The sequence below is a fragment of the Vibrio sp. CCB-PB317 genome, assembly GCF_022808245.1.
GTDB lineage: Bacteria > Pseudomonadota > Gammaproteobacteria > Enterobacterales > Vibrionaceae > Vibrio > Vibrio diabolicus.
The window spans coordinates 1,146,884-1,167,848 of sequence record NZ_JALGNU010000001.1; the positions used below are offsets into that span (position 1 = coordinate 1,146,884).

The following is a 20,965-nucleotide window of genomic DNA, read 5'->3' on the forward strand; positions in this document are numbered from 1 at the left end:
AAACTCGCTCAGGCTGTAAAGCGTTTTTCTTGCGTTTTTACGTTGAATGCTGTCTTTTTGGGCAAAGATGGTAGAAAGTCAGCGTTTTGTGTGTCCTTTGAACAGAAGAGAAACGCTCTTTTTACTTGAATTTACACTACTTGACGTTAAACCACGTATCTACTGATAAAATGTAAGCAGTTTAATGACATAAGTTTATTCGTTTAGAAGTCAATATCATGAGCATGAAAGCCACGTTATCGTTATCTGTTTTAACGCTTTCTATATTAATGAGTTCTCCATCAGCTTTCGCAGCTATGCGAGGCTCAGCAGTTACCGTCGTAACTGAGCAAGTAGAAACGCACGAGATCAATCAATCCTTATCGCTTATCGGTAAATTAGAAGCGGCGGAGTCTGTGGTTGTTGCATCGGAAGTCGCCGGCAAAGTGAATCAAATCGCTGTTAAAGCGAATCAAAATGTCCAACAAGGTCAGCTGTTAATCAAGTTGGATGATGATAAGGCTCAAGCCGCTTTGATTGAGGCAAAGGCGTACCTTAAAGATGAACAACGTAAGCTAAAAGAGTTTCAACGTTTGGTTAAGCGAAATGCTATCACCCAAACTGAGATCGACGCACAAAAAGCAAGCGTTGAAATTGCACAAGCAAGGCTGGACGCCGCTCAAGCAAATTTGGCCGATCTTCATATTACGGCTCCATTCTCTGGCACTGTTGGTTTCATCGATTTTAGTCGCGGTAAAATGGTTAGCGCGGGTACAGAGCTGTTGACCTTGGATGACCTTTCCGTCATGGAGCTGGATCTACAAGTACCGGAGCGCTATTTATCGATGCTTTCTATTGGTATGGAAGTCATTGCCAAAACCAGTGCATGGGGTGAACAGACGTTTACTGGTCAAGTCACAGGCATTGATACGCGGATTAGCTCAGAAACGCTGAACCTGCGTGTACGTATTGAGTTTGAGAACCCTGAAAACCGCTTAAAGCCGGGCATGTTAATGAATGCATCATTGGCCTTCCCTGCGATTGAAGCGCCAATTATCCCGGTTCAAGCACTAGAATACTCTGGCACCAAGCGTTACGTATACGTCATCGATGGCAACAATAAAGCGACTCGACAAGAAGTCATTCTCGGTGCTCGTGTCGATAACGAAGTCGTTATTGAATCAGGCGTTGAAGTTGGCGACAAAATTGTTGTACAGGGCATCGTTAATATGCGAGATGGTGTTGAAGTTAAGGAAATTGTCGCACCAGGAAAGTCAGAAACAGCTAGCGCAACTGGTAATCAAGGTGTTCAAAGCACGCAAGACGAAGCGGCTAAGGAAGCAAACTAATGTTACTTTCTGACGTTTCTGTAAAACGCCCAGTCGCAGCGTTGGTATTGAGTATGCTGCTGTGTGTATTTGGCTTTGTATCCTTTACGAAACTAGCGGTGCGAGAAATGCCGGACATTGAAAGTCCGGTCGTTTCCATTAGTACGCGTTACGAGGGCGCTTCCGCGACGATTATCGAGAGTCAAATTACTTCTGTATTAGAAGATCAGCTTTCAGGTATCAGCGGAATCGATGAGATCAGTTCGACGACGCGAAACAGCAGTTCGCGTATCACGATCACTTTTGAGCTAGGTTACGATCTCAATACGGGTGTTAGTGATGTTCGCGACGCGGTGGCTCGCGCTCAACGTTCACTACCTGATGAAGCGGACGATCCAATTGTCTACAAGAATAACGGTTCAGGTCAGGCCTCCCTCTATATTAACCTCAGCTCTGCAGAGATGGACCGCACTCAATTGACGGATTATGCAGAACGTGTACTGATGGATCGCTTTAGCTTGATCTCAGGGGTGAGCTCCATTGATCTCTCTGGTGGTTTGTACAAGGTGATGTACGTGAAGCTTAAGCCAGAGCTGATGGCGGGGCGATCAGTCACGGCTTCGGACATTACATCGGCACTGCGAAGTGAAAACTTAGAAAGTCCGGGTGGTGAAGTTCGTAATGACTCGACAGTCATGTCGGTACGGACAGCGCGTAGCTATAACACGCCGGAAGATTTTCAGTACCTCGTGATTAAAAGGGCAAGCGACAACACGCCTATCTATTTGAAAGATGTCGCTGATGTTTTTATCGGTGCAGAAAACGAAAACTCGACCTTTAAAAGCGATGGCGTTGTCAATGTTAGTTTGGGGGTTGTTCCTCAGTCTGATGCGAACCCGTTAGAAGTAGCAAAATTAGTTCGAGCTGAAGTTGATAACATCCAGAAGTTCTTGCCGGAAGGAACGCGGCTTGCTATCGACTACGATGCGACGGTGTTTATCGAGCGCTCGATAGAAGAGGTATATAGCACGCTATTTATTACGGGCGGTTTGGTTATTTTGGTGTTGTACATCTTCATTGGTCAAGCTCGTGCAACCTTGATCCCAGCTGTTACGGTTCCTGTATCGCTGATTTCCTCATTCATTGCCGCTTATTACTTTGGCTTTTCTATCAATTTAATCACCTTGATGGCGTTGATCCTGTCTATCGGATTGGTAGTGGATGACGCGATTGTGGTTGTTGAAAACATCTTCCACCATATAGAACGTGGTGAATCACCTTTGCTTGCGGCCTATAAAGGCACGCGGGAAGTAGGTTTTGCCGTTATCGCGACAACGCTAGTGCTGGTGATGGTATTCCTGCCGATTTCTTTTATGGATGGCATGGTAGGTCTGCTATTTACTGAGTTTTCTGTCTTGTTGGCGATGTCTGTGATTTTCTCGTCTTTGATCGCCCTAACATTAACTCCTGTATTGGGTAGTCAGATTTTGAAGGCGAATGTAAAACCAAATCGATTTAATCAAGTGGTCGATCGCCTATTTAGTAAACTGGAGAGTGGTTACCGCTCATTATTGAAAGGCGCATTGAAAATGCGTTGGGCTGCACCGCTGGTGATTCTGGCGTGTTTGGGCGGCAGTTACTTCTTGATGAACCAAGTGCCAGCCCAGTTGACCCCTCAAGAAGATCGCGGCGTGATGTTTGCGTTTGTGCGCGGGGCTGATGCCACGTCATACAATCGTATGTCAGCCAATATGGACATTGTTGAAGACCGATTGATGCCATTACTCGGGCAAGGGTATCTGAAGTCGTTTAGTATCCAAACGCCTGCATTTGGTGGACAGGCAGGCGATCAAACCGGCTTTGTTATCATGATTCTAGAAGACTGGAACGAGCGAGATGTAACAGCTCAGGAAGCGCTTAACAAAGTGCGTGGCGCACTGGCTGGCATACCTGATGTTAGAGTGTTCCCATTCATGCCTGGTTTCCAAGGTGGTTCGAGTGAGCCTGTTCAGTTTGTATTAGGTGGCTCTGATTACGATGAACTTCTCGTCTGGGCTGAAATGTTGAAAAACAAAGCAGAAGAATCGCCAATGATGGAAGGCGCTGAGATCGATTACTCAGAGAAAACGCCAGAGCTATTGGTTACGGTCGACAGACAGCGTGCCGCAGAACTAGGGGTCAGTGTCAAAGACATCTCTGATACGCTAGAAATCATGCTTGGTGGTAAAAGTGAGACGACTTATGTTGAGCGTGGCGAAGAGTATGATGTGTATCTTCGTGGTGATGAAAACAGCTTTAATAATGCTGCGGATTTAAGCCAGATTTATCTGCGAACCAATAGTGGGCAGTTAGTGACGTTAGACGCGGTCACTAAAATTGAAGAAGTGGCAGCTTCTATTCGTCTATCTCACTACAACAAACAGAAATCCATCACTATTACGGCTAATCTGTCAGAAGGCTACACATTAGGAGACGCGCTGAATTACCTTGATCAACAAGCGATAGACAACTTACCAGGTGACATCTCGGTGAGTTATTCTGGCGAGTCAAAAGACTTTAAAGAGAACCAGGCGAGTGTTGCTGTCGTGTTTGCGTTGGCATTGCTTGTGGCGTATCTCGTGTTAGCGGCTCAGTTTGAAAGCTTCGTGAACCCGTTAGTGGTGATGTTTACGGTGCCGATGGGCGTATTTGGTGGCTTCCTTGGCTTGGTTGTGATGGGGCAAGGCATGAACATTTACAGCCAGATTGGCATGATCATGTTGATCGGCATGGTGACGAAAAACGGCATTTTGATTGTTGAGTTTGCCAACCAGTTGCGAGACCGCGGTGTTGAATTCGAAAAAGCGGTTATTGATGCAGCTGCGCGACGTCTACGCCCGATCTTGATGACAGCATTTACCACGCTTGCTGGTGCTATCCCGTTGATTGTATCGACAGGGGCAGGTTATGAGAGCCGTATTGCCGTGGGTACCGTGATCTTTTTCGGGATGGGATTTGCGACATTGGTGACCTTGTTTGTCATCCCGGCTATGTACCGATTGATTTCGGCGAAAACACAGGCGCCAGGTCATGTAGAAGCAGAATTGAACAAAGCACTCAGCCACGATACAAAAGGCCGTATTGCTCATCCTTAGCCGCTGTACGTAAAGCTTTGATTGAAAACATCGAACAAAAGTTGTTCGGTGTTTTTTTATATTGAGCGTGATTACTTATAGATCTAATGATTATTTTTGTTTATTATTTCGCCACTTCTTCGAGGGGCACAGGACTCGCTCATCGTATTGACTGAATGTCGGGTCTTGTTAGGTGTCATGCCGGGAAAGCAGCATATACCTATTATTATTTGAGGTGTTCTCTTGAAAAAAGTACGTGGTAGTTACATGGTAGAAATGGTTTTAGTTGCGGGTGTTATGGCGTTGTTAGCGACCACTGCACTTCCGACGTTAACGAATGCACTAAAAGATCGTCAAGATGGCATTTTACACTCTCTCGATGCCGGGCAACCAAGTAGCCATGTGAATCAAGAGACAACAGAAAAGTTCTCCGACACACCGTAGATTGTAAAACAAGCCGAGGTAAAAACCTCGGCTTGTTTGTATTTCAATTCTGGTAACTTGGTGCTATCTAATGTTAGAAGCGTTTCCCTAAGCTAACTTGCACACCTTCGTAGCTGTCGTAAAAATCTTCAAAGCCCATATCTGCGACATTATAGATGTACTCTGCGCGCAACCAGATGTCTTTGCTCATATCCCAATGGACACCAGCACCGATATTGAATAGTGCTCCAGAATCATCGGTGACTTTTTGTTGGTTTGGAACGTACATTTCTGCCTGAGTCCCTAACGCGGTCACGCGGCCAAACAAAGAAAGTGGCGTATCGCCAAGGTTATCACTGGTCAATACTGCTGACATACCCGCTTGGTAATAGTGCAAATCCAAATCTGTTTTCAGTGTGTCGTTCTTAAGTTCGTTTTGGGAATAGCGAAGCATACCTTCAAACGCAAGGTATTGATTGACATGATAGCCCCAACCAACAGTGATATGTGGTGTGGACCACTCATTGTCTCTGTCTGAGCCAAAATAGGGTGTATCAAAACCGACGTTACCAGTACCCAGATAAAAATAAGATTGATGAGTTTGTTCTTGAGCAGCAAAAGTCGGCACACTGATGGTCAAGGCAGACAATAATAGAATGGCGTTTTTCATAACTTGACGATAACCTTTGTAAAAGACCGTTGTAATGAGTTGTGTTAATATTAATTTAATCAATAAGATAGATGGCGTTTATCATATCAGCTTTTGCGCAAAGGTAGTCATTTAGACTGGGAATTGTTGCGCTAAAGCAGACTTCCTAGACTGGAAAACTTACTATTCAGTATGGTGACTAACGTCAATCAAATAAGAGAGAAGGAAAGGAAAGTGGCTGAATTCAAATATAAAAATCTGACTCAAGAAGAACAAGATAAGTTAGACGCGGCGACATTTCGTCGTTTATTGGCGCATTTAGACGCGAATAAAGACGTGCAGAACATCGACCTCATGATCCTTGCGGGCTTCTGTCGCAACTGCTTTAGCAAATGGTACAAAGCTGAAGCGGAAAATCTCGGTGTGGATTTAGATATTGATGACGCTCGCGAACGTGTTTACGGCATGACTTACGATGAATGGAAACAAAATCATCAGCCAGCGGCAACGCCAGAACAATTGGCGGCGTTTGAAGCGCGTCAGAAAAAGTAATACTCATTTCCAAAAAAACAGCCCGCACATCAGCGGGCTGTTTTTTTACATTCGAATTTACATATTAAGCGGTAATTGGACCGCAACATGCAGGTTCGACACAGCCTTTCGCTTGAATGACTTCAAGTTGCGCGAGGTAAGGTTGAATATCACCGATGTTCTCTTTTACCCATGCTAAGTCGTAATACGTATCTAAGTAACGCTCACCAGAGTCACATAAAAGTGTCACGATAGAGCCTGTTTCACCGCGTTGTTTCATTTCGCAGGCCAGCTGAAGCACACCGTAGAGGTTCGTCCCCGTTGATGCACCGACTTTACGCCCAATGAGTTGAGAAACCCAATGTGCAGTTGCCACACTGGCAGCGTCTGGAATTTTGCGCATTTCATCAATGACACCTGCAATAAAGCTTGGCTCGACACGTGGTCGACCAATGCCTTCAATTTTGCTGCCGGTCTCACCTTTTAATGAGTGATTACCTGACTGGAAAGCGTCGTAAAACACCGAGTTTTCAGGGTCTACGACACAAAGTTTGGTGTCGTATTTTTGGTAACGAATAAAACGGCCAATGGTTGCGGATGTACCACCAGTTCCTGGGCTCATTACTACCCAATTAGGAATTGGGTGATCTTCTAGTTCCATTTGGCTAAAGATAGAGTTCGCAATGTTGTTGTTGCCGCGCCAGTCAGTCGCACGTTCAGCATAAGTAAACTGATCCATGTAGTGACCATTTAACTCTTGAGCCAAGCGTCGAGACTCGTCATAAATCTGATCTGAGCGCTCTACAAGATGCGCTTTACCACCGTAAAACTCAATTTGTTCAATCTTTTTACGTGCGGTGGTTTTCGGCATAACAGCAATGAACGGTAAGCCAAGCAAGCGAGCAAAATACGCTTCTGAAACGGCAGTGCTGCCTGAGGACGCTTCAATCACTGTGGTTTCAGGACCAATCCATCCGTTACAAATCGCATAAAGAAACAACGAGCGTGCCAATCGGTGTTTCAGAGAGCCTGTTGGATGCGTGCTCTCATCTTTTAGGTAGATATCGATACCATCAAGAGAAGGCAGTTCAAGTTTAAATAAATGAGTATCAGCAGAACGTTGAAAGTCTGCTTCAATTTTACGCACTGCATTGTTGATCCAGTTGTGGTCAGTACACATGGCGTCTCTCCTTGGAAATCGATAGATAAGCATTAGATGGGAATAATTTACCTATAATACGAGAGAAAAACTTTGCTATAGTTGCCGGTAATGACTATTTTGATAGAAAAGTTTTCTACACTTCGTGGGTTTTATAGGATGAGTTTGGATCGGGTCGATAAGCAGCTGCTTGCGTTGTTACAAACCGACAGCACCTTGTCATTAAATGAGTTAGCAGAGCAGGTAAATCTGACAACGACGCCATGTTGGAAGCGTTTGAAAAGGTTGGAAGAAGAAGGCTACATCGAAAAGCGCGTGGCGTTACTGAGTGCAGAAAAACTCGACCTGTCTTTTATCGCTTTTGTTCAGCTAAAAACCATCGATCACTCCGAAGATTGGTATCACCACTTTGTCACAACAGTGAGTGATTTCCCTGAGGTGATGGAGTTTTATCGTATGGCCGGCGAGTATGACTACATGATGAAAGTGCTAGTCAAAGATATGAAGTGTTTTGACGAGTTTTATAAGCGCTTAGTTAATAGTGTAAAGGGACTGTCTAATGTGACTTCAACATTTGCTATGGAATCCATTAAATATACGACTGAGTTACCACTTCTCAACTAAATAGCTTTATACGAATTTTATTTAATGGTTACTCTATCTGTTAGCATTTTAAATGTTAACAGGTAGCAGGGTTATTCTAACTAGGTTACTTTTTACTGGGTTGGAATAAATATAAACGATATTTATTCTCTCTTCTATTTCCGCATTAACTGTTTGTTTTTTATCCTCCATCAAGCGCTAATACAGCAAAACGCACGAAAAAATAACGCAATTTTTTCTCTTTATTTTTCGTGTTTTATTTTTGTTGAATATTCATTCTTACTAAATTAATTAATTGGTTTAATTTAAACGTTTGCTTTGTGTTGTTTTGTGTATTTTAGTCACCACTTCTGAACATTTATTTTTATGCGTAATACAGTAGCAAATACTTAAGTAATAAAGTACTCAAAAATGGATATAGTGATTAATAAAACATCGTATTATTATCGCTAGCACTTATTTGTGACAAAGTGTTTCTAAAAATGAACAGAAAATATTATTTGCTTTTTCTCGCGGCGTTACTCGCTGGTTGTGGTGGTGGAGGTGACTCTAAAACAAACAATACAAAGACACCAACTACGATAACAAAGCAGAGCCGTCCACAGTTAAAAGCTGAAGACACGGTATTGAAGTTTGAGGGCGTGGGAACCGTTACAGAGGCAAAATTGAGCAATGTACATGGTTCGGTGTCTTATCAAGTTATTGACTCTAATCCGCTAAATGTTGTGAAAATTAATGACTCTGGAATGCTACAAATCTTGCGTCCAGGAACGGCAACAATTCTGGCTACGGATAACAGTTCTGCTTATGAATCCTCTGAAGCACGATTTTCTATCACTGTGGAACGAGGTATTAACACAGACCTTTCGGTTAGTGATCTAAACTTCAATGCAATCGAATCTGAAGGGAAAGCGCTGACCGTTCGTGGCCAAAAAGGTGAATTGAGTTATGAAGTAGAAAGTGGTCATAACTTGATTCGGGTTGATCAGAACGGTTCGGTATATTCATTAGGCTCAATTGGTCAGGCGTCGGTACTGATTACTGACTCAGGTAACGAGCTTTATCTGCCGAAGCAAGTTCGCGCGACGGTGAAGCTTCATGGAGTAGCATCCGGGCAACTTCAATTCGCCTTGCTGGAAGACGAATATAGAGAAGGGCTGACATTAGAACCTGCACGTTTAGATAAAGCTCAAACGCAAAGCATCACATACAAAATCATTCGCAGCGAACCAGACAACAAAGTTGCCGAGTTACTCAACCCTGAGTCAGGTGTGCTCCTTGTTCATAATGTTGGGCAGTTAACCGTTGAAGCGACAGCAACTTACAGCGATGCCTTTTTAGATAAGCAGCAAACGGCGCAATTTGTTGTGGATGTAAAACAAGGTCAACGCGAAACAATCAGCGTAGCGGATGTTGTGAAAACTTATGAGGAAGGTGGCCGAATTTTCCCTAAGGTGACGAATGCTCGCGGCGACTATTCACTGCGAATTATTAGCGGCACAGATGTTATCGCTAAGTCTATGAGCAGTGAAGCACTGCTGATCAAAGGTGTAGGTACGGCTGAAGTTGAAATCTACGAGCATGAAATGCGTAATTATCCTGCAAGTAAAGCTCGCTTCAATGTTGAAGTTAATCGCGCGCCTCATCCAGTGATGAACGACATTGAAATGTCGCTTATTTATCAGCCTAGCCTCTCAATTCCTTTGGCATTTTCAGGACAAAAAGGCAACGTAAGCCTAGTCGGTAGTTTACCGGACGGTTTAAGAATGACCGATGGCAAGTTAGAAGTAGAGACGGCTGGTGAATATCGTCTTAAGTTTGAAGATGATGGTGGGGATTTATATCAACCAATTCAGTTTAATGTAGTCATCAAAGTAGCGAAAGCTGCGGGACAAGCCATGGTGACACAAGATTATGAAATGGTGTATAGCAAAGACTATAGCTTTGATCTTCGTCGTGACTTTGGTTTAAGTACAAGTAACGATCATGTAGAACTCGTTGATAACACTGCTACAGATGTTATAGAGGTTACTGCAGATGGACGTGCCTATGTTTACAAAGCGGGTAAAGCGACGTTAACAGTTCGCAGACAGGAGAGCGCGAATTATACTGCGGGTCCAGATCAGAAAGTGTACGTTAATATTCTGAGTGCGCCGAGTCGGATTGATGTGCAATCCGAAGTGGAAGAGACTTGGAAAACCAACCAGCCTTATGTTCAAAAACCGACCATCTCTGGTACGGTTGGCGAAGTTTCGTATCGATTTTCAGAAAATGCAGCAACGGATGTGGTTTCCCTAGACAGCAAAACGGGCGAGATGCGCATCCTCAATGCTGGCAGCACAAGAGTTGTTATATCGGATGCAGGGGACGATAAATTTACTCCGGGTGAAAGCAGTTTCTCTGTCACGATCAAACAGGGCACAAACCCTGTATCGATTGCTTATCCAACGGTAGACTTTTCAGCGGGTACTATTATCTCACCAGTGATGAGTGGAGGAGAGGCGAAAGCCAGCTATCGTCTTATTAACCAAAAAGATCCTGTGGTTGAGTTAGTCTCTTCTGAAACGGGGCGTTTGAAGATTTTGCACGCAGGCGAGTACCAATTAGAAGTGACGCTAACTGCACGTAACTATACAACTAAAACCGTATTAGTTAACGGCACCATTAATAAAGCGGATCATCCCGGTCTTACCACGAAACTTCAAACCGTTGAGTTTACGCCTTTCAAGGCAATTGACTTAGATTTCGGTAGAACGGTCGGTACTCGCACTTACTCATTTGGCGATACTGTGAGCAAAGATCTTGCCATGTTAGACAATGCGAATGCAGAGTTGACGCTAACCAATTACTCTCAATACCATTCTATTGCTCTAGATATCTCTGAGAGTGAATCGCGAGATTACAAAGCGTTACCAAGAACAAAAGTCACGGTTAGTGTCGATTTGGCAGAGTCGGGTGTTGCAGATAAATACACACAACTTAATAGCGAACAAACCGTTATTGTGAGCACGCTTAGTGCCCCACAGTTTGCCAATTTAGAAGAGAGTGAATTTGGTATCTTGGGTTCGCGTTCGGTACGTGAACCGACGGATGACGAGTTGCAAAAACACGGTAAAGGTAAGGTTGTGCTATTTATGTTTAAGCCAGTTGGTAGCGATGACCGAAGACAAGAAAAGGCAGCGTGGGTGCATGTTGCTCGATTCGATGGATGTACATCAGAGCTATTTGCTGATGACCTTAAGCCTTTTAATGCAATTGGTTATGATGATCCAGGGTATTGCACCAGCGGTAGCACTATCCGTATGACTCGGTTCTTAGTGATTGATGATTCTAATTTGGAAGACATAGAGTATGAGTCGGCAGCACCAATCATTACTTACCGTCGTGGGGTGCGTGAATTTTTAGCAACGGATAAAGGTGGATTCTATGCTGACCCAAATGTCGTTTACGGGAAAAGCGAATACGGCTACCCGAAATCACTTTACGAATGGTCGGTCATTACTATGAAGTATCAACCAAATTAATTATCGTTTGATACCCACAAAAAAGGAGTGCTGAGCACTCCTTTTGTCGTTTAAGATTTAGCGGTTACTTGGTATAGCGCATTACACCTTCTTGCACTGCGGTTGCCACTAAATGACCTTGCTGGTTATAGATTTCGCCACGCACTAACCCACGAGTATTACTCGCTGTTGGGCTTTCTATCGCGTACAACAGCCATTCATCCATTTTGAACGGACGGTGGAACCAGATTGAATGGTCAATGGTTGCAACTTGGAAGTTTGGCGTCATTAATGACACTTCATGTGGGTGCATTGCTGTCACGAGGAATCCCCAATCTGATGCATAGGCCAACAGGTACTGATGTATAAGCAGGTTCTCTGGCATTTCACCATTGGCACGAATCCAAAGATACTGTTTAGGCTCTGCTTTTTTGGGTTTTAGAGGGTTGATGACCGTAACAGGACGGGTTTCAATTGGCTTTTCACCACAAAATGTTTTGCGTAGTCGCTCTGGCAGGAATTCGGCTATATGGCTAGCAAGCTCACTCTCAGAGGCGAAGTTTTCTGGGCCAGGAATGTCTGGCATTTCCTTTTGATGATCAAACCCAGGTTGATCGCCATGGTAAGACGCCGTTAGGTAGAAAATAGGGCGTCCATTTTGAATCGCCTTAACGCGTCTGGTGCTGAAGCTACGGCCATCCCTTAGGTTTTCTACATCATAAATGATGGGCTTTTCTGGATCACCAGGGTACAAAAAATAGCTATGGAAGGAGTGCACCGCGCGTGTTTCTTCAACGGTGTAGCGCGCAGCAGAAAGCGCTTGCCCAATCACTTGGCCGCCATACACTTGAGGCAAACCTAGGTTTTCACTTTGGCCACGAAACAAGCCTTCTTCTAATTTTTCGAGTTGTAGTAGGCTGAGCAATTCTCGTAATGGTTTACTCATTGTGTCTCCTCACCGTTGTCTTTCACTCCAACTTACCTCAACAGTCTCACTCTTGTGAAGTGCAATAGTTAAGAACTATTGAGTAACTTAGAAATAGTATTGTTCCGATTATGAAACAAAATCAATTGTTTGATAAATTCTAACTCAGTCAAACTATTGTCAAATAAACCGACAGGAAGCAGACAGTTTTATATTCCACACCTATAATTGCTCCGGTTTAATACTCTTTTCGAGGAAGATATGAAAAAAACACTACTGCTTGTTACTTCTTTACTCTTTGGGGCTGCGTTAGTGGGTTGCCAAACTTCTCAAAATACAGAAATGGAATCTGCAGAGGCGTCAATGAAGACGATTACAGGTACAGTGGCTTACCGTGAGCGTATTGCTCTGCCGCCAAACGCAGTGGTTACCGTCGCGTTAGAAGATGTGTCTTTGGCTGACGCGCCAGCAAAAGTACTAGCAAAGCAGACATTCGAAACGGAAGGCAAACAAGTTCCTCTTTCTTTTGAGCTGAACTACGATAACAATGAAATCAAACCAAACCATCGTTACAGCGTCCGTGCGCGTATTGAAGTGGATGGTAAATTGCGTTTTATCAGCGATACGCATAACGGTGTAATCACAGATGAAGCACAAACTCACCAGTTGGATATTCGTCTAGTTGGTACGCGTTAATATCAAACTCAGCGAACAAAAAATGGCAGCCTAAGGCTGCCATTTGTATTTTCTTAGCGAAATTTTTCCAATCTCAGATACTTCAATTCCTTCGGCTTCTAATTTCTTTGTTTGTCGTTCTAAATTACTGCCTTTTAAGGATATTTTTCCTTGACTATTTATCACTCTAAACCACGGGAGTTTACTGTCCTCTGGCAAATTACCAAGCGCCTTACCAACATGTCTTGCGTAGCCCGGGTAACCTGCCATTTTTGCGATTTCCCCGTAGGTGGAGACTTTTCCTTTTGGAATTTGGTGAATTACAGCAAAGATTTGCGCTAAAAATTGGTCCATACTCAAAAGTGTCTATTGTGGATTACTAAGGAATGGTAAACCATCGGACTTGTATATTGCTAACGGTTCTTAACGTTTATATTGCCCGCGATTGACTTTTGTTGATCATATTTTCTCTTCAGTCGTGCCGTATGTTAATGAGCGTTAAAAAGCATAAAACAAACACAAGCTAAGCTTGAATCTAGACCCTCTCAACGACTTTTAATCCCAGTTTTTGCCGTTGAGTTACCAAGTAGGTGGGGAAGCCAGGAGGCGCTATGATTTTATCGACACTTCAATTTTTCATTACGACTTTACTCGCAGTGGTGTGCGTTCGAGCGATGAGTTTGAGCGAGGGAGATATTCCCGTTCTTGCACTCATGATCCCGGCGTTGTGGATCTTGCCACAAGGCGGGTTTGCAGGTTTGGTGTTGCTGGGCGCAATGATGGCTTTTGGCGCTACGCTCTCAATGCAGCCAATCGCGCTATCGATTGGTATTTTGATCCTTTTCCCACTTTTAATGGTAGTGTTCTCTCGTAGAAGTTCGTTGGGCGTCCTGCTCACCGCAGGCCTAATCGTACTTACTCTACAAGTCGGTATTATGGTCACGCAACAAGGTGGGAAGCTGGATGGATCCGCTTGGGTTACAGTGGTTCAAACTGTCGCGGTCATGGCGATGTGGTGGTCTGCTGTACATTGGACCCCATCCAATAAGCACAGCTGGTGGCCGATGCTGTTGTTGTTCCCATTATGGATTGCTGGCTTGCCATATGCCGTTCTTGTGGCATTGAGCGTGACAGGAATGCTGGCTTCAATGGAAACCCTCGCGAAGCTTAAACACTCCATTCGTTGGAGTAAACTATTGTGCTGGACATTACCGACCGTTGGCTTTGCTGCCTTAGTGGTAAGTCCGACTACAGATGTACCAAACCCTGTTTTTGTTGTTTGGATCTGTTTGTTAGGAACGGCTTGGATGACGGACTATATCTTACGTAGCAGCGATGAACAGGCAGAATTATGAGTATTTCGTCAGGTAAAAAGTGACACGTGCGGCAGACTATCGAATTGGTTGTGGAACAAAATGAAGATTAGTATATGTTCTTCATTTCATATTTACTAAACTTCCAATAATAATAACCACAATATAAGTGGTTGATTTAAGATAAGTTTGTCATGACTACCTTTGCTCGAACACTGTTGCTTTTTACTTGTTGCCTACTGAGTTTGAATGTAAAAGCTGAATCACCTTTAATTGCTCATTATAAAGTTGCGACAGAAGCGGATGATGTCGTCACTCGTGTTCTTTTTAATGCTGCATCGAAAGAGTTCGGCTTTACCGTTCAATATGTGAACTATTCCAGCTTTGATGCCATTCTAAATTCCGTCGCGAATGGGGAAGCGGACTTTGCTGCGAATATCACTTACACAGAAGAGCGTGCTCAACGCTTTAGTTACTCCCGTCCAACTAATATCGAATATACCTACCTTTTTGGATTAAAAGACTCGACGTTGAGTGACATTTCACGAGTTGGCGTCCCTAAAGATACGGTTTATGCCGAATTACTTAAACAATACTACCCGGAGCTAAAACAGGTCTCTTATCAAGGTCATGAGCAAGCGGTAACGTTACTGAGATCAGGCGTTGTTGAAGGCGTAGTCGATGCCATCAATCAGCTTAAGCCGATGCTGCTGGAGGGCTTTGACGCTAAGATGTTAAATGATCAGATTTCGATAAAGCCAGTATCGATCATCAGTAAAAAAGATCATCATCTCGAAGAGTTGGATACGTTCGCTACGTTTATTCATGGGGAAGGAGTGCAAAAGCAACTTCGTGAAGAGATCTCCCAGTATCAATTTGAACTAAGGCGAGCGGCATTGCGAGAATCTATTCGCTTATTACCTCTCGATTTTAGTGAGCCTATACGGATCAAGCTCGAATCTATCTTTCCATATGTTGTTTACAACGAAGACGGCAGTATCGAAGGGATGACGGCAGATGTCGTCCTGAGAAGCTGTGAGATCTTGGCATTAAACTGCGTGATCATTAGTGAGCCAAATGAAAGTTGGGGTTCCATGTATCATGAGTTTATGCAGGGGAATTTCGAAATTTTAGCGCCGTTAACGGTCAGTCGCGAGCGGCATGAGTTTAGTTACTTTCCCAAGCCCCATTACTCACCAGCATCCGTTATGGTCAAGCGTTTAGGTTACAAGCCGAACACTTACTCTCATGTGTCACAGTTGATCTCTGAGCGGATTGGTGTGGTTGAGGACGACTTTTTCGACCAAATGATGACACAACTTTTACCGCTAAAAGAGCTGAAACGTTATCGTACCCAACAAGAACTCATTCAGGGTTTATTGAATGAAGAGGTTGATTACATTCCGATGGATACCGCGATGCTCAACCACTTTTTACGTCTGAGCGAGTTGGTTCCGATAGAGCAGGACACGGCGATTGGCGAGTTTTACCAGTCACAACTTTCTGTTGGATTGGTGGCGAACGAGAAAGGTGCCATGCTTGCTCCTTTTTTCAGTCGAGCGATAGCGATGTTGGAAGTTGATAAGATCATTGCCCAGTACGACCTGCGCCCAGATTGGCGTACCGCGCTTGAATATGAGGTTCGGCTGGCGACGCAAACGCAGGCTGTGTTTGTCTTTGTATTGTTGTTTGCGATTTGCGTTTCGCTCTATCTTTACCGTCAATCGAATACCGACAATTTAACGGGGTTAAGAAATCGCCGCGCGTTGCAAGTAAAACATCGAAAAGGCGTAAACAAAGAGCTATCCATACTTTACTTGGATATTAACCACTTCAAACGAATCAATGATACGTACGGTCACCGTGCTGGTGATGAGGTGTTGCAATTATTGGCGCTAAAAATTCATTATGTATGGTCAGGAAAAAGTTACCGGATAGGGGGAGATGAGTTCATACTGTTGGGCTATCCGACTCAAGCAGAATTAAATAGGGCAATGAAAGAGCTCAGCAGAATTGATGTAAAAGGCAAACTGTGTAGTGAGTTAGAGTCTGTGGGTATCTCTATCGGTGTCTCTGCAAAAAGAGAACAGCACATGAGCTTAGAGCAAGCCATGCATTTAGCTGATGAAGATATGTATTCAAGTAAGCAGTCAACACGCCGCTATCCTTCTTCGCATCGTTACGTGGCTCAATCATAGAGGAATGAATTGATCGAGTTTTGTCCAAACGGTAAGGAAATGACGAAATTCAAGGCTTTTGCTCTTGCATTATGAGGGCTGATACTGAATAATCGCCCCATCGATTGAGGCCAAGTCCTCTCGAAAAGAATTATGGGGCTCTGGTCCTCTCGCAACAATAGCTCGTGAACTCGGTCAGGTCCGGAAGGAAGCAGCCGCAGCGGGTGACTTGTGTGCCGGGATGTGGCTGGGGTCCCACCCTTTAAAAGCCCTGCGTATATCGCAGGGCTTTTTTCGTTTTTGAACCCTCTTTTACTGCGTTTGCTCTTCAAAGTCTTCTGATGAATCAAGTTTCTTGAGGTTATTTAGGTATAATTTATAATCTCACGCGCTTGATACCGAACTGTCGTGAAGATTGTTTAGAGTACATTCGCCGAATAACCATTTTCACCTGGGATACTTTAATGATTTCAAAAAACCAATTAAAACTGCTTCGTGCTTTAGGTCAAAAGAAACAGCGTAAAGCGCATGGCTTATTCCTAGTTCAGGGTGAAAAGAACGTTTTAGAGCTGGCAAGCAGTTCATTAAAGGTGAAGCATGTCTTCGCAACCGAGGCATTTCTCGAACAAAACGCTAGTACGCTAAGTAGTTTTGATTGCATTGAAGCATCGCTTGACGACCTGACCAAAGCGAGCACTCTCGTGAGCAATAACGCGGCCATTGCAGTGGTTGAAATCCCGAGTGTAAAAGTGCCTCAAGCAAAAGGCTTGATGATTGCGCTAGATGGTGTATCTGACCCAGGTAATCTAGGAACGATTATTCGTGTCGCAGACTGGTATGGCATCAAGCACATTATTGCGAGTACAGATTGTGCTGATCCGTATAACCCTAAGACGATCAGCGCGACCATGGGCAGTTTTGGCCGCGTACAAGTGAGTCTGGTTGATTTGCCAAGTTACTTAGAAGAAGCCAATTTGCCAGTTTATGGCGCGTTTCTGGAAGGTGAGAGCGTTCATAAAACGGAATTCGCTGCTGAAGGTATTTTGTTGATGGGCAGCGAGTCCCACGGCGTACGTGAAGAAGCTGCGAAGCTCGTGACAAATAAGATCACGATTCCGGCATTTGGTGGTGCTGAGTCGCTGAATGTCGCAATGGCAACCGGTATTATTTTAGACAATATGCGTCGACATCATTGTTAATGTAACTATGCGCCAATAATGAAGCCAGTCAATTTGACTGGCTTTGTTGTATTTACCACCTGTTAAAAATGAGCCCATTTGCAAGTTGTACTCAATTAAACAACAGTGAATGCCGATGATGACTTAATTTTGATTCAGATCAATAGGCTGCACCTATAAATAAAATTACTCATTTCCATTTAGTAAATTCAGGAAATTAGGCGACACTTATCTAAAGGCCGCAATAAAATGCCCTTAAGGAGATAAGAATGCATTCATTAAAAGTAAAAGATTACATGACGTTGCAAGCGGTGACCTTCACTAAAGATATGTCACTTTCGGCTGCTTTGAATAAAGTCATGCAAAGCGTCACATTAGGTGGCCCCGTCATTGATGAGAATGAAAAGGTAGTTGGATTCTTATCAGAGCAAGACTTGTTAGATAAATTGGTGAAAGCGAGTTATCACTGCCAAGATACGCATACCGTTCAAGAGTGTATGCATGACGATGTTTTATCTGTTTCTCCAGACATGTCAGTGATTGAGTTGGCTGACATGATGAAGATTGGTAAGCCAAAAATGTATCCAGTGGTTGACGGCAAAGGTAAATTGGTTGGCGTTATCACTAGGCGAGATGTGCTGCGCGCCATCGGGATGACTTTAAATGAGTGTTTTAAGCATCCAGTTTAACCTTTCTGAACAAATATCATAGGTGCTTGATTTTAAATAAGTCATTTGGAAAGACGCTTCGGCGTCTTTTTTTATTTTCAATCGATGAGTTTTTAAAAAATCACCTTGACCTTGGAGCTAGCTCTAAGGTTTATCCTTAGTCATAGGCAAAGAGCCTACACCAATAAGGAAAATAAATTATGTGTACGAAACATCAAGGTTGCCAATCTAGCAAAATCAAAACTGCGGTGCCGCTTGGCGCGAGCGAGTCGTGCTGCGCACCAGTAAAATCTTCACTCAACATTTCTCAAGCTGGCGTAGAAGTGTCCGAAAGTTCATGTTGCAGCGGAGGGAGTTGTAGCGCCGACCCTGGTGAGGAAGAAGAGCCCTCAAGGGAGAGTGATTCCTCAATTCGAAACTCGTGGCTTGTGTCAGGTATGGATTGCCCTTCATGTGCGCAAAAGCTTGAGAAGGCTATTACGTCTTTGGAAGGTGTTAACCAAGCAAAAGTCTTATTTGCAACAGAAAAACTGGTTGTTGATTTTGACGATCGCGAGCTGACCTCTACGATAGAGCATACAGCCCAACAAACAGGTTTTCCGCTTTCTTCACTCGATGCTCCAAAACCAAATACCGCAACGAAGGGCTGGCGTGGGGTAGTAAAAGACAACATTCAAATTCTCTCTATTGCTAGTGCGATGGTTGTCGCGGCAATAATTTCTAAGATCGACCCTCAAATAAGTACTTGGTTATTCACGTTGACCTGTTTACTGGGTTTATACCCAATTGCGCTTAAAGCGTTCAAGTTGGCGCGTAGCGGTACGCCTTTTGCGATTGAAACGTTAATGAGTGTGGCAGCGCTCGGCGCTTTATATTTAGGTGAAACCGCTGAAGCGGCAATGGTGTTATTGCTTTTCCTTATTGGTGAAAAGTTAGAAGCATATGCATCATCCCGCGCTCGAAGTGGTGTCCAAGCGCTAATGGACTTAGTCCCAGAAAATTCAATTTTAATTGTTGATGGTGAGCGTAAAGAGGTGCCTGCAGCTCAGCTTAAGCCGGGGGATATTATAGAAGTTGCCCCCGGTGGTCGTTTGCCAGCGGATGGTGTGTTGCAAGATGCGCTTGCAAGTTTTGACGAAAGCGCGTTAACGGGAGAATCCGTTCCCGTTGAGCACCAAACGGGTGGCAAAGTGATGGCCGGGGCTGTGGTTGTCGATAAAGTCGTTCGTTTACAGGTGACCTCTCGCCAAGGCGAGAATGCGATTGACCGAATTCTCCATTTGATTGAAGAAGCAGAATCTCGTAAGGCACCATTAGAACGTTTTCTGGATAAATTCAGCCGTTGGTATACGCCGCTGATGATGTTGGTGTCCTTGATGGTTATCGTCACGCCACCATTGTTGTTTGCTCAACCATGGGAAACGTGGATTTATCGAGGACTTGCCCTGTTACTGATCGCCTGTCCGTGTGCGTTGGTTATTTCAACGCCTGCAGCGATTACTTCTGGCTTGGCGGCTGCGGCGAAGCGGGGGGCATTAATCAAAGGTGGTGCGGCGCTTGAGTTGCTTGGTAAGGTTGAGTCCGTCGCATTTGATAAAACCGGTACATTGACGCAAGGTAAACCACAGGTGACCGACGTCTTTGCTTTCGGTGTAGATGAAGACAAGTTACTTAGTCTGACAGCCTCAATCGAAGTTGGCTCATGCCACCCTCTAGCGGTTTCTTTAGTTAATAAAGTGCAAAAGCAGGGGCTTCCTATTCCTGAAGCGCTAGATAAAACCGCACAAGTGGGCTCTGGTGTCACTGGTTACGTCGATGGGAAAATAGTCCAAGTAGTCACGCCTTCTAAGGCCGATTTCCCACTTTCTCAAGAAACCGAAGAGCGAGTGGTGACGTTGGAACAACAAGGTAAAACGGTTGTTATTGTGCGTTACGATTACGAGGTCATTGGCGTGATCGCATGGCAAGATACATTGCGCCCAGATGCCCAAGAAGCTATCGCTACGTTGAAGGAGCTTGGGATAACGTCGGTGATGCTAACCGGTGACAACCCGAGAAGTGCTGAAGCAATGGCGACCAGAATAGGCTTGGATTATAAAGCAAGCTTATTACCAGCAGATAAAGTGCATTACGTCGAGAAACTATCACAGCAACACACCGTTGCAATGGTGGGAGATGGTATTAATGATGCGCCAGCGATGAAAGCTTCGAGTATCGGTATTGCGATGGGAGGCGGTACGGATGTTGCGCTGGAAACGGCCGACGCGGCATTAACGCACAATCGTCTGATTGAGTTACCTGCCATGATAGAACTATCGCGTGCGACGTTAAGCAATATTCGTCAGAATGTTGCGTTAGCGCTTGGTTTGAAAGGCGTTTTCTTGGTGACAAGTTTACTGGGCATTACGGGTCTATGGGTGGCAGTATTAGCCGACAGCGGCGCAACTGCACTGGTTACGTTAAATGCGTTGAGATTGCTCCGTTTTGAGTCCAAGCAGGCCAAGTGACCTACCTAACTAGCTAATAAAAAGCCCGAGGCATTCGTGTCTCGGGCTTTTTTAACCGTGTCGACGAAATTCAATAAGATGTCTAGTTTGTTTTTGAAATCACGCATCGCTATGCAACAAAATGAGCCAAACTCTCTAAAAGTGTGATCATTGCTTGTTTTGGATGAAATTATAGTTTCATTACATTTTCTCATTGTGATTATGATCACTCTATGTTGGTGAAAGGTTCGCTAC

Annotated in this window: 16 protein-coding genes and 1 other RNA gene; 13 read left to right on the forward strand and 4 right to left on the reverse strand. The window is 44.2% G+C overall.

Annotated features, from left to right (window positions below; translation table 11 throughout):
* The first annotated feature begins 218 nt into the window (after positions 1-218).
* The 3 genes from MTR11_RS05420 (at position 219) to MTR11_RS05430 (ending at position 4,864) form a co-directional block, all read left to right on the forward strand.
* A complete protein-coding gene (locus MTR11_RS05420) occupies positions 219-1,328 on the forward strand; it encodes an efflux RND transporter periplasmic adaptor subunit (protein ID WP_243327103.1) in 1,110 nt (369 codons plus the stop codon).
* Positions 1,328-4,441, forward strand: a complete 3,114-nt coding sequence (gene vmeF / locus MTR11_RS05425) for a multidrug efflux RND transporter permease subunit VmeF (protein WP_046874696.1) — start codon at positions 1,328-1,330, stop codon at positions 4,439-4,441. Before MTR11_RS05420 ends, vmeF begins: the two co-directional genes overlap by 1 nt.
* 222 nt (positions 4,442-4,663) lie before the next feature.
* Positions 4,664-4,864, forward strand: a complete 201-nt coding sequence (locus MTR11_RS05430; protein WP_170902309.1) for a type II secretion system protein — start codon at positions 4,664-4,666, stop codon at positions 4,862-4,864.
* 73 nt (positions 4,865-4,937) lie between these two features.
* Here MTR11_RS05430 and MTR11_RS05435 read toward each other — a convergent pair whose 3' ends face one another.
* Positions 4,938-5,513 (reverse strand): porin family protein, encoded by a 576-nt coding sequence (locus tag MTR11_RS05435; protein WP_243327104.1) that lies wholly within the window; start codon positions 5,511-5,513, stop codon positions 4,938-4,940.
* Between the two features lie 213 nt (positions 5,514-5,726).
* Between MTR11_RS05435 and MTR11_RS05440 the strand changes: the two genes are divergently transcribed.
* Entirely contained in the window at positions 5,727-6,044 is a 318-nt protein-coding gene (locus MTR11_RS05440; protein WP_005390574.1) for a DUF1244 domain-containing protein, read from the forward strand.
* A gap of 64 nt (positions 6,045-6,108) precedes the next feature.
* Here MTR11_RS05440 and MTR11_RS05445 read toward each other — a convergent pair whose 3' ends face one another.
* Positions 6,109-7,203, reverse strand: a complete 1,095-nt coding sequence (locus tag MTR11_RS05445) for a PLP-dependent cysteine synthase family protein (RefSeq protein ID WP_005390576.1) — start codon at positions 7,201-7,203, stop codon at positions 6,109-6,111.
* 138 nt (positions 7,204-7,341) lie between these two features.
* On the opposite strand from MTR11_RS05445, the gene MTR11_RS05450 reads away from it, so the two are divergent.
* Both MTR11_RS05450 and MTR11_RS05455 read left to right on the forward strand, forming a co-directional pair.
* On the forward strand, positions 7,342-7,806 hold the full coding sequence (locus MTR11_RS05450; protein WP_005390577.1) for an Lrp/AsnC family transcriptional regulator: 465 nt from the start codon (positions 7,342-7,344) through the stop codon (positions 7,804-7,806).
* A gap of 461 nt (positions 7,807-8,267) precedes the next feature.
* The gene (locus MTR11_RS05455; RefSeq protein WP_243327105.1) at positions 8,268-11,309 is read left to right on the forward strand and encodes a cadherin repeat domain-containing protein; all 3,042 of its coding nucleotides are present in this window, start codon (positions 8,268-8,270) and stop codon (positions 11,307-11,309) included.
* A gap of 64 nt (positions 11,310-11,373) precedes the next feature.
* Here MTR11_RS05455 and tesB read toward each other — a convergent pair whose 3' ends face one another.
* Entirely contained in the window at positions 11,374-12,234 is an 861-nt protein-coding gene (gene tesB, locus MTR11_RS05460; protein WP_005390581.1) for an acyl-CoA thioesterase II, read from the reverse strand.
* 240 nt (positions 12,235-12,474) lie between these two features.
* On the opposite strand from tesB, the gene MTR11_RS05465 reads away from it, so the two are divergent.
* On the forward strand, positions 12,475-12,909 hold the full coding sequence (locus MTR11_RS05465) for a YbaY family lipoprotein (RefSeq protein WP_012842007.1): 435 nt from the start codon (positions 12,475-12,477) through the stop codon (positions 12,907-12,909).
* A 30-nt stretch (positions 12,910-12,939) separates the two neighbouring features.
* On the opposite strand, the gene MTR11_RS05470 is transcribed toward MTR11_RS05465, so the two are convergent.
* Positions 12,940-13,242, reverse strand: a complete 303-nt coding sequence (locus MTR11_RS05470; protein ID WP_005390592.1) for a DNA base-flipping protein — start codon at positions 13,240-13,242, stop codon at positions 12,940-12,942.
* 257 nt (positions 13,243-13,499) lie between these two features.
* Between MTR11_RS05470 and MTR11_RS05475 the strand changes: the two genes are divergently transcribed.
* The 6 genes from MTR11_RS05475 to MTR11_RS05500 all read left to right on the forward strand — a co-directional run bounded on the left by MTR11_RS05475 (position 13,500) and on the right by MTR11_RS05500 (position 20,731).
* The gene (locus tag MTR11_RS05475; protein WP_046874702.1) at positions 13,500-14,243 is read left to right on the forward strand and encodes a hypothetical protein; all 744 of its coding nucleotides are present in this window, start codon (positions 13,500-13,502) and stop codon (positions 14,241-14,243) included.
* Between the two features lie 152 nt (positions 14,244-14,395).
* Positions 14,396-16,399, forward strand: coding sequence for a GGDEF domain-containing protein (locus MTR11_RS05480; RefSeq protein ID WP_243327106.1), 2,004 nt, complete (start codon positions 14,396-14,398; stop codon positions 16,397-16,399).
* 138 nt (positions 16,400-16,537) lie between these two features.
* An RNA gene (ffs, locus tag MTR11_RS05485) (signal recognition particle sRNA small type) lies at positions 16,538-16,634 on the forward strand.
* 208 nt (positions 16,635-16,842) lie between these two features.
* A complete protein-coding gene (locus tag MTR11_RS05490; protein WP_109168575.1) occupies positions 16,843-17,577 on the forward strand; it encodes an RNA methyltransferase in 735 nt (244 codons plus the stop codon).
* 248 nt (positions 17,578-17,825) lie between these two features.
* On the forward strand, positions 17,826-18,245 hold the full coding sequence (locus MTR11_RS05495; RefSeq protein WP_005390603.1) for a CBS domain-containing protein: 420 nt from the start codon (positions 17,826-17,828) through the stop codon (positions 18,243-18,245).
* A 179-nt stretch (positions 18,246-18,424) separates the two neighbouring features.
* Positions 18,425-20,731, forward strand: coding sequence for a zinc/cadmium/mercury/lead-transporting ATPase (locus MTR11_RS05500; RefSeq protein ID WP_243327107.1), 2,307 nt, complete (start codon positions 18,425-18,427; stop codon positions 20,729-20,731).
* Positions 20,732-20,965 lie beyond the last annotated feature (234 nt).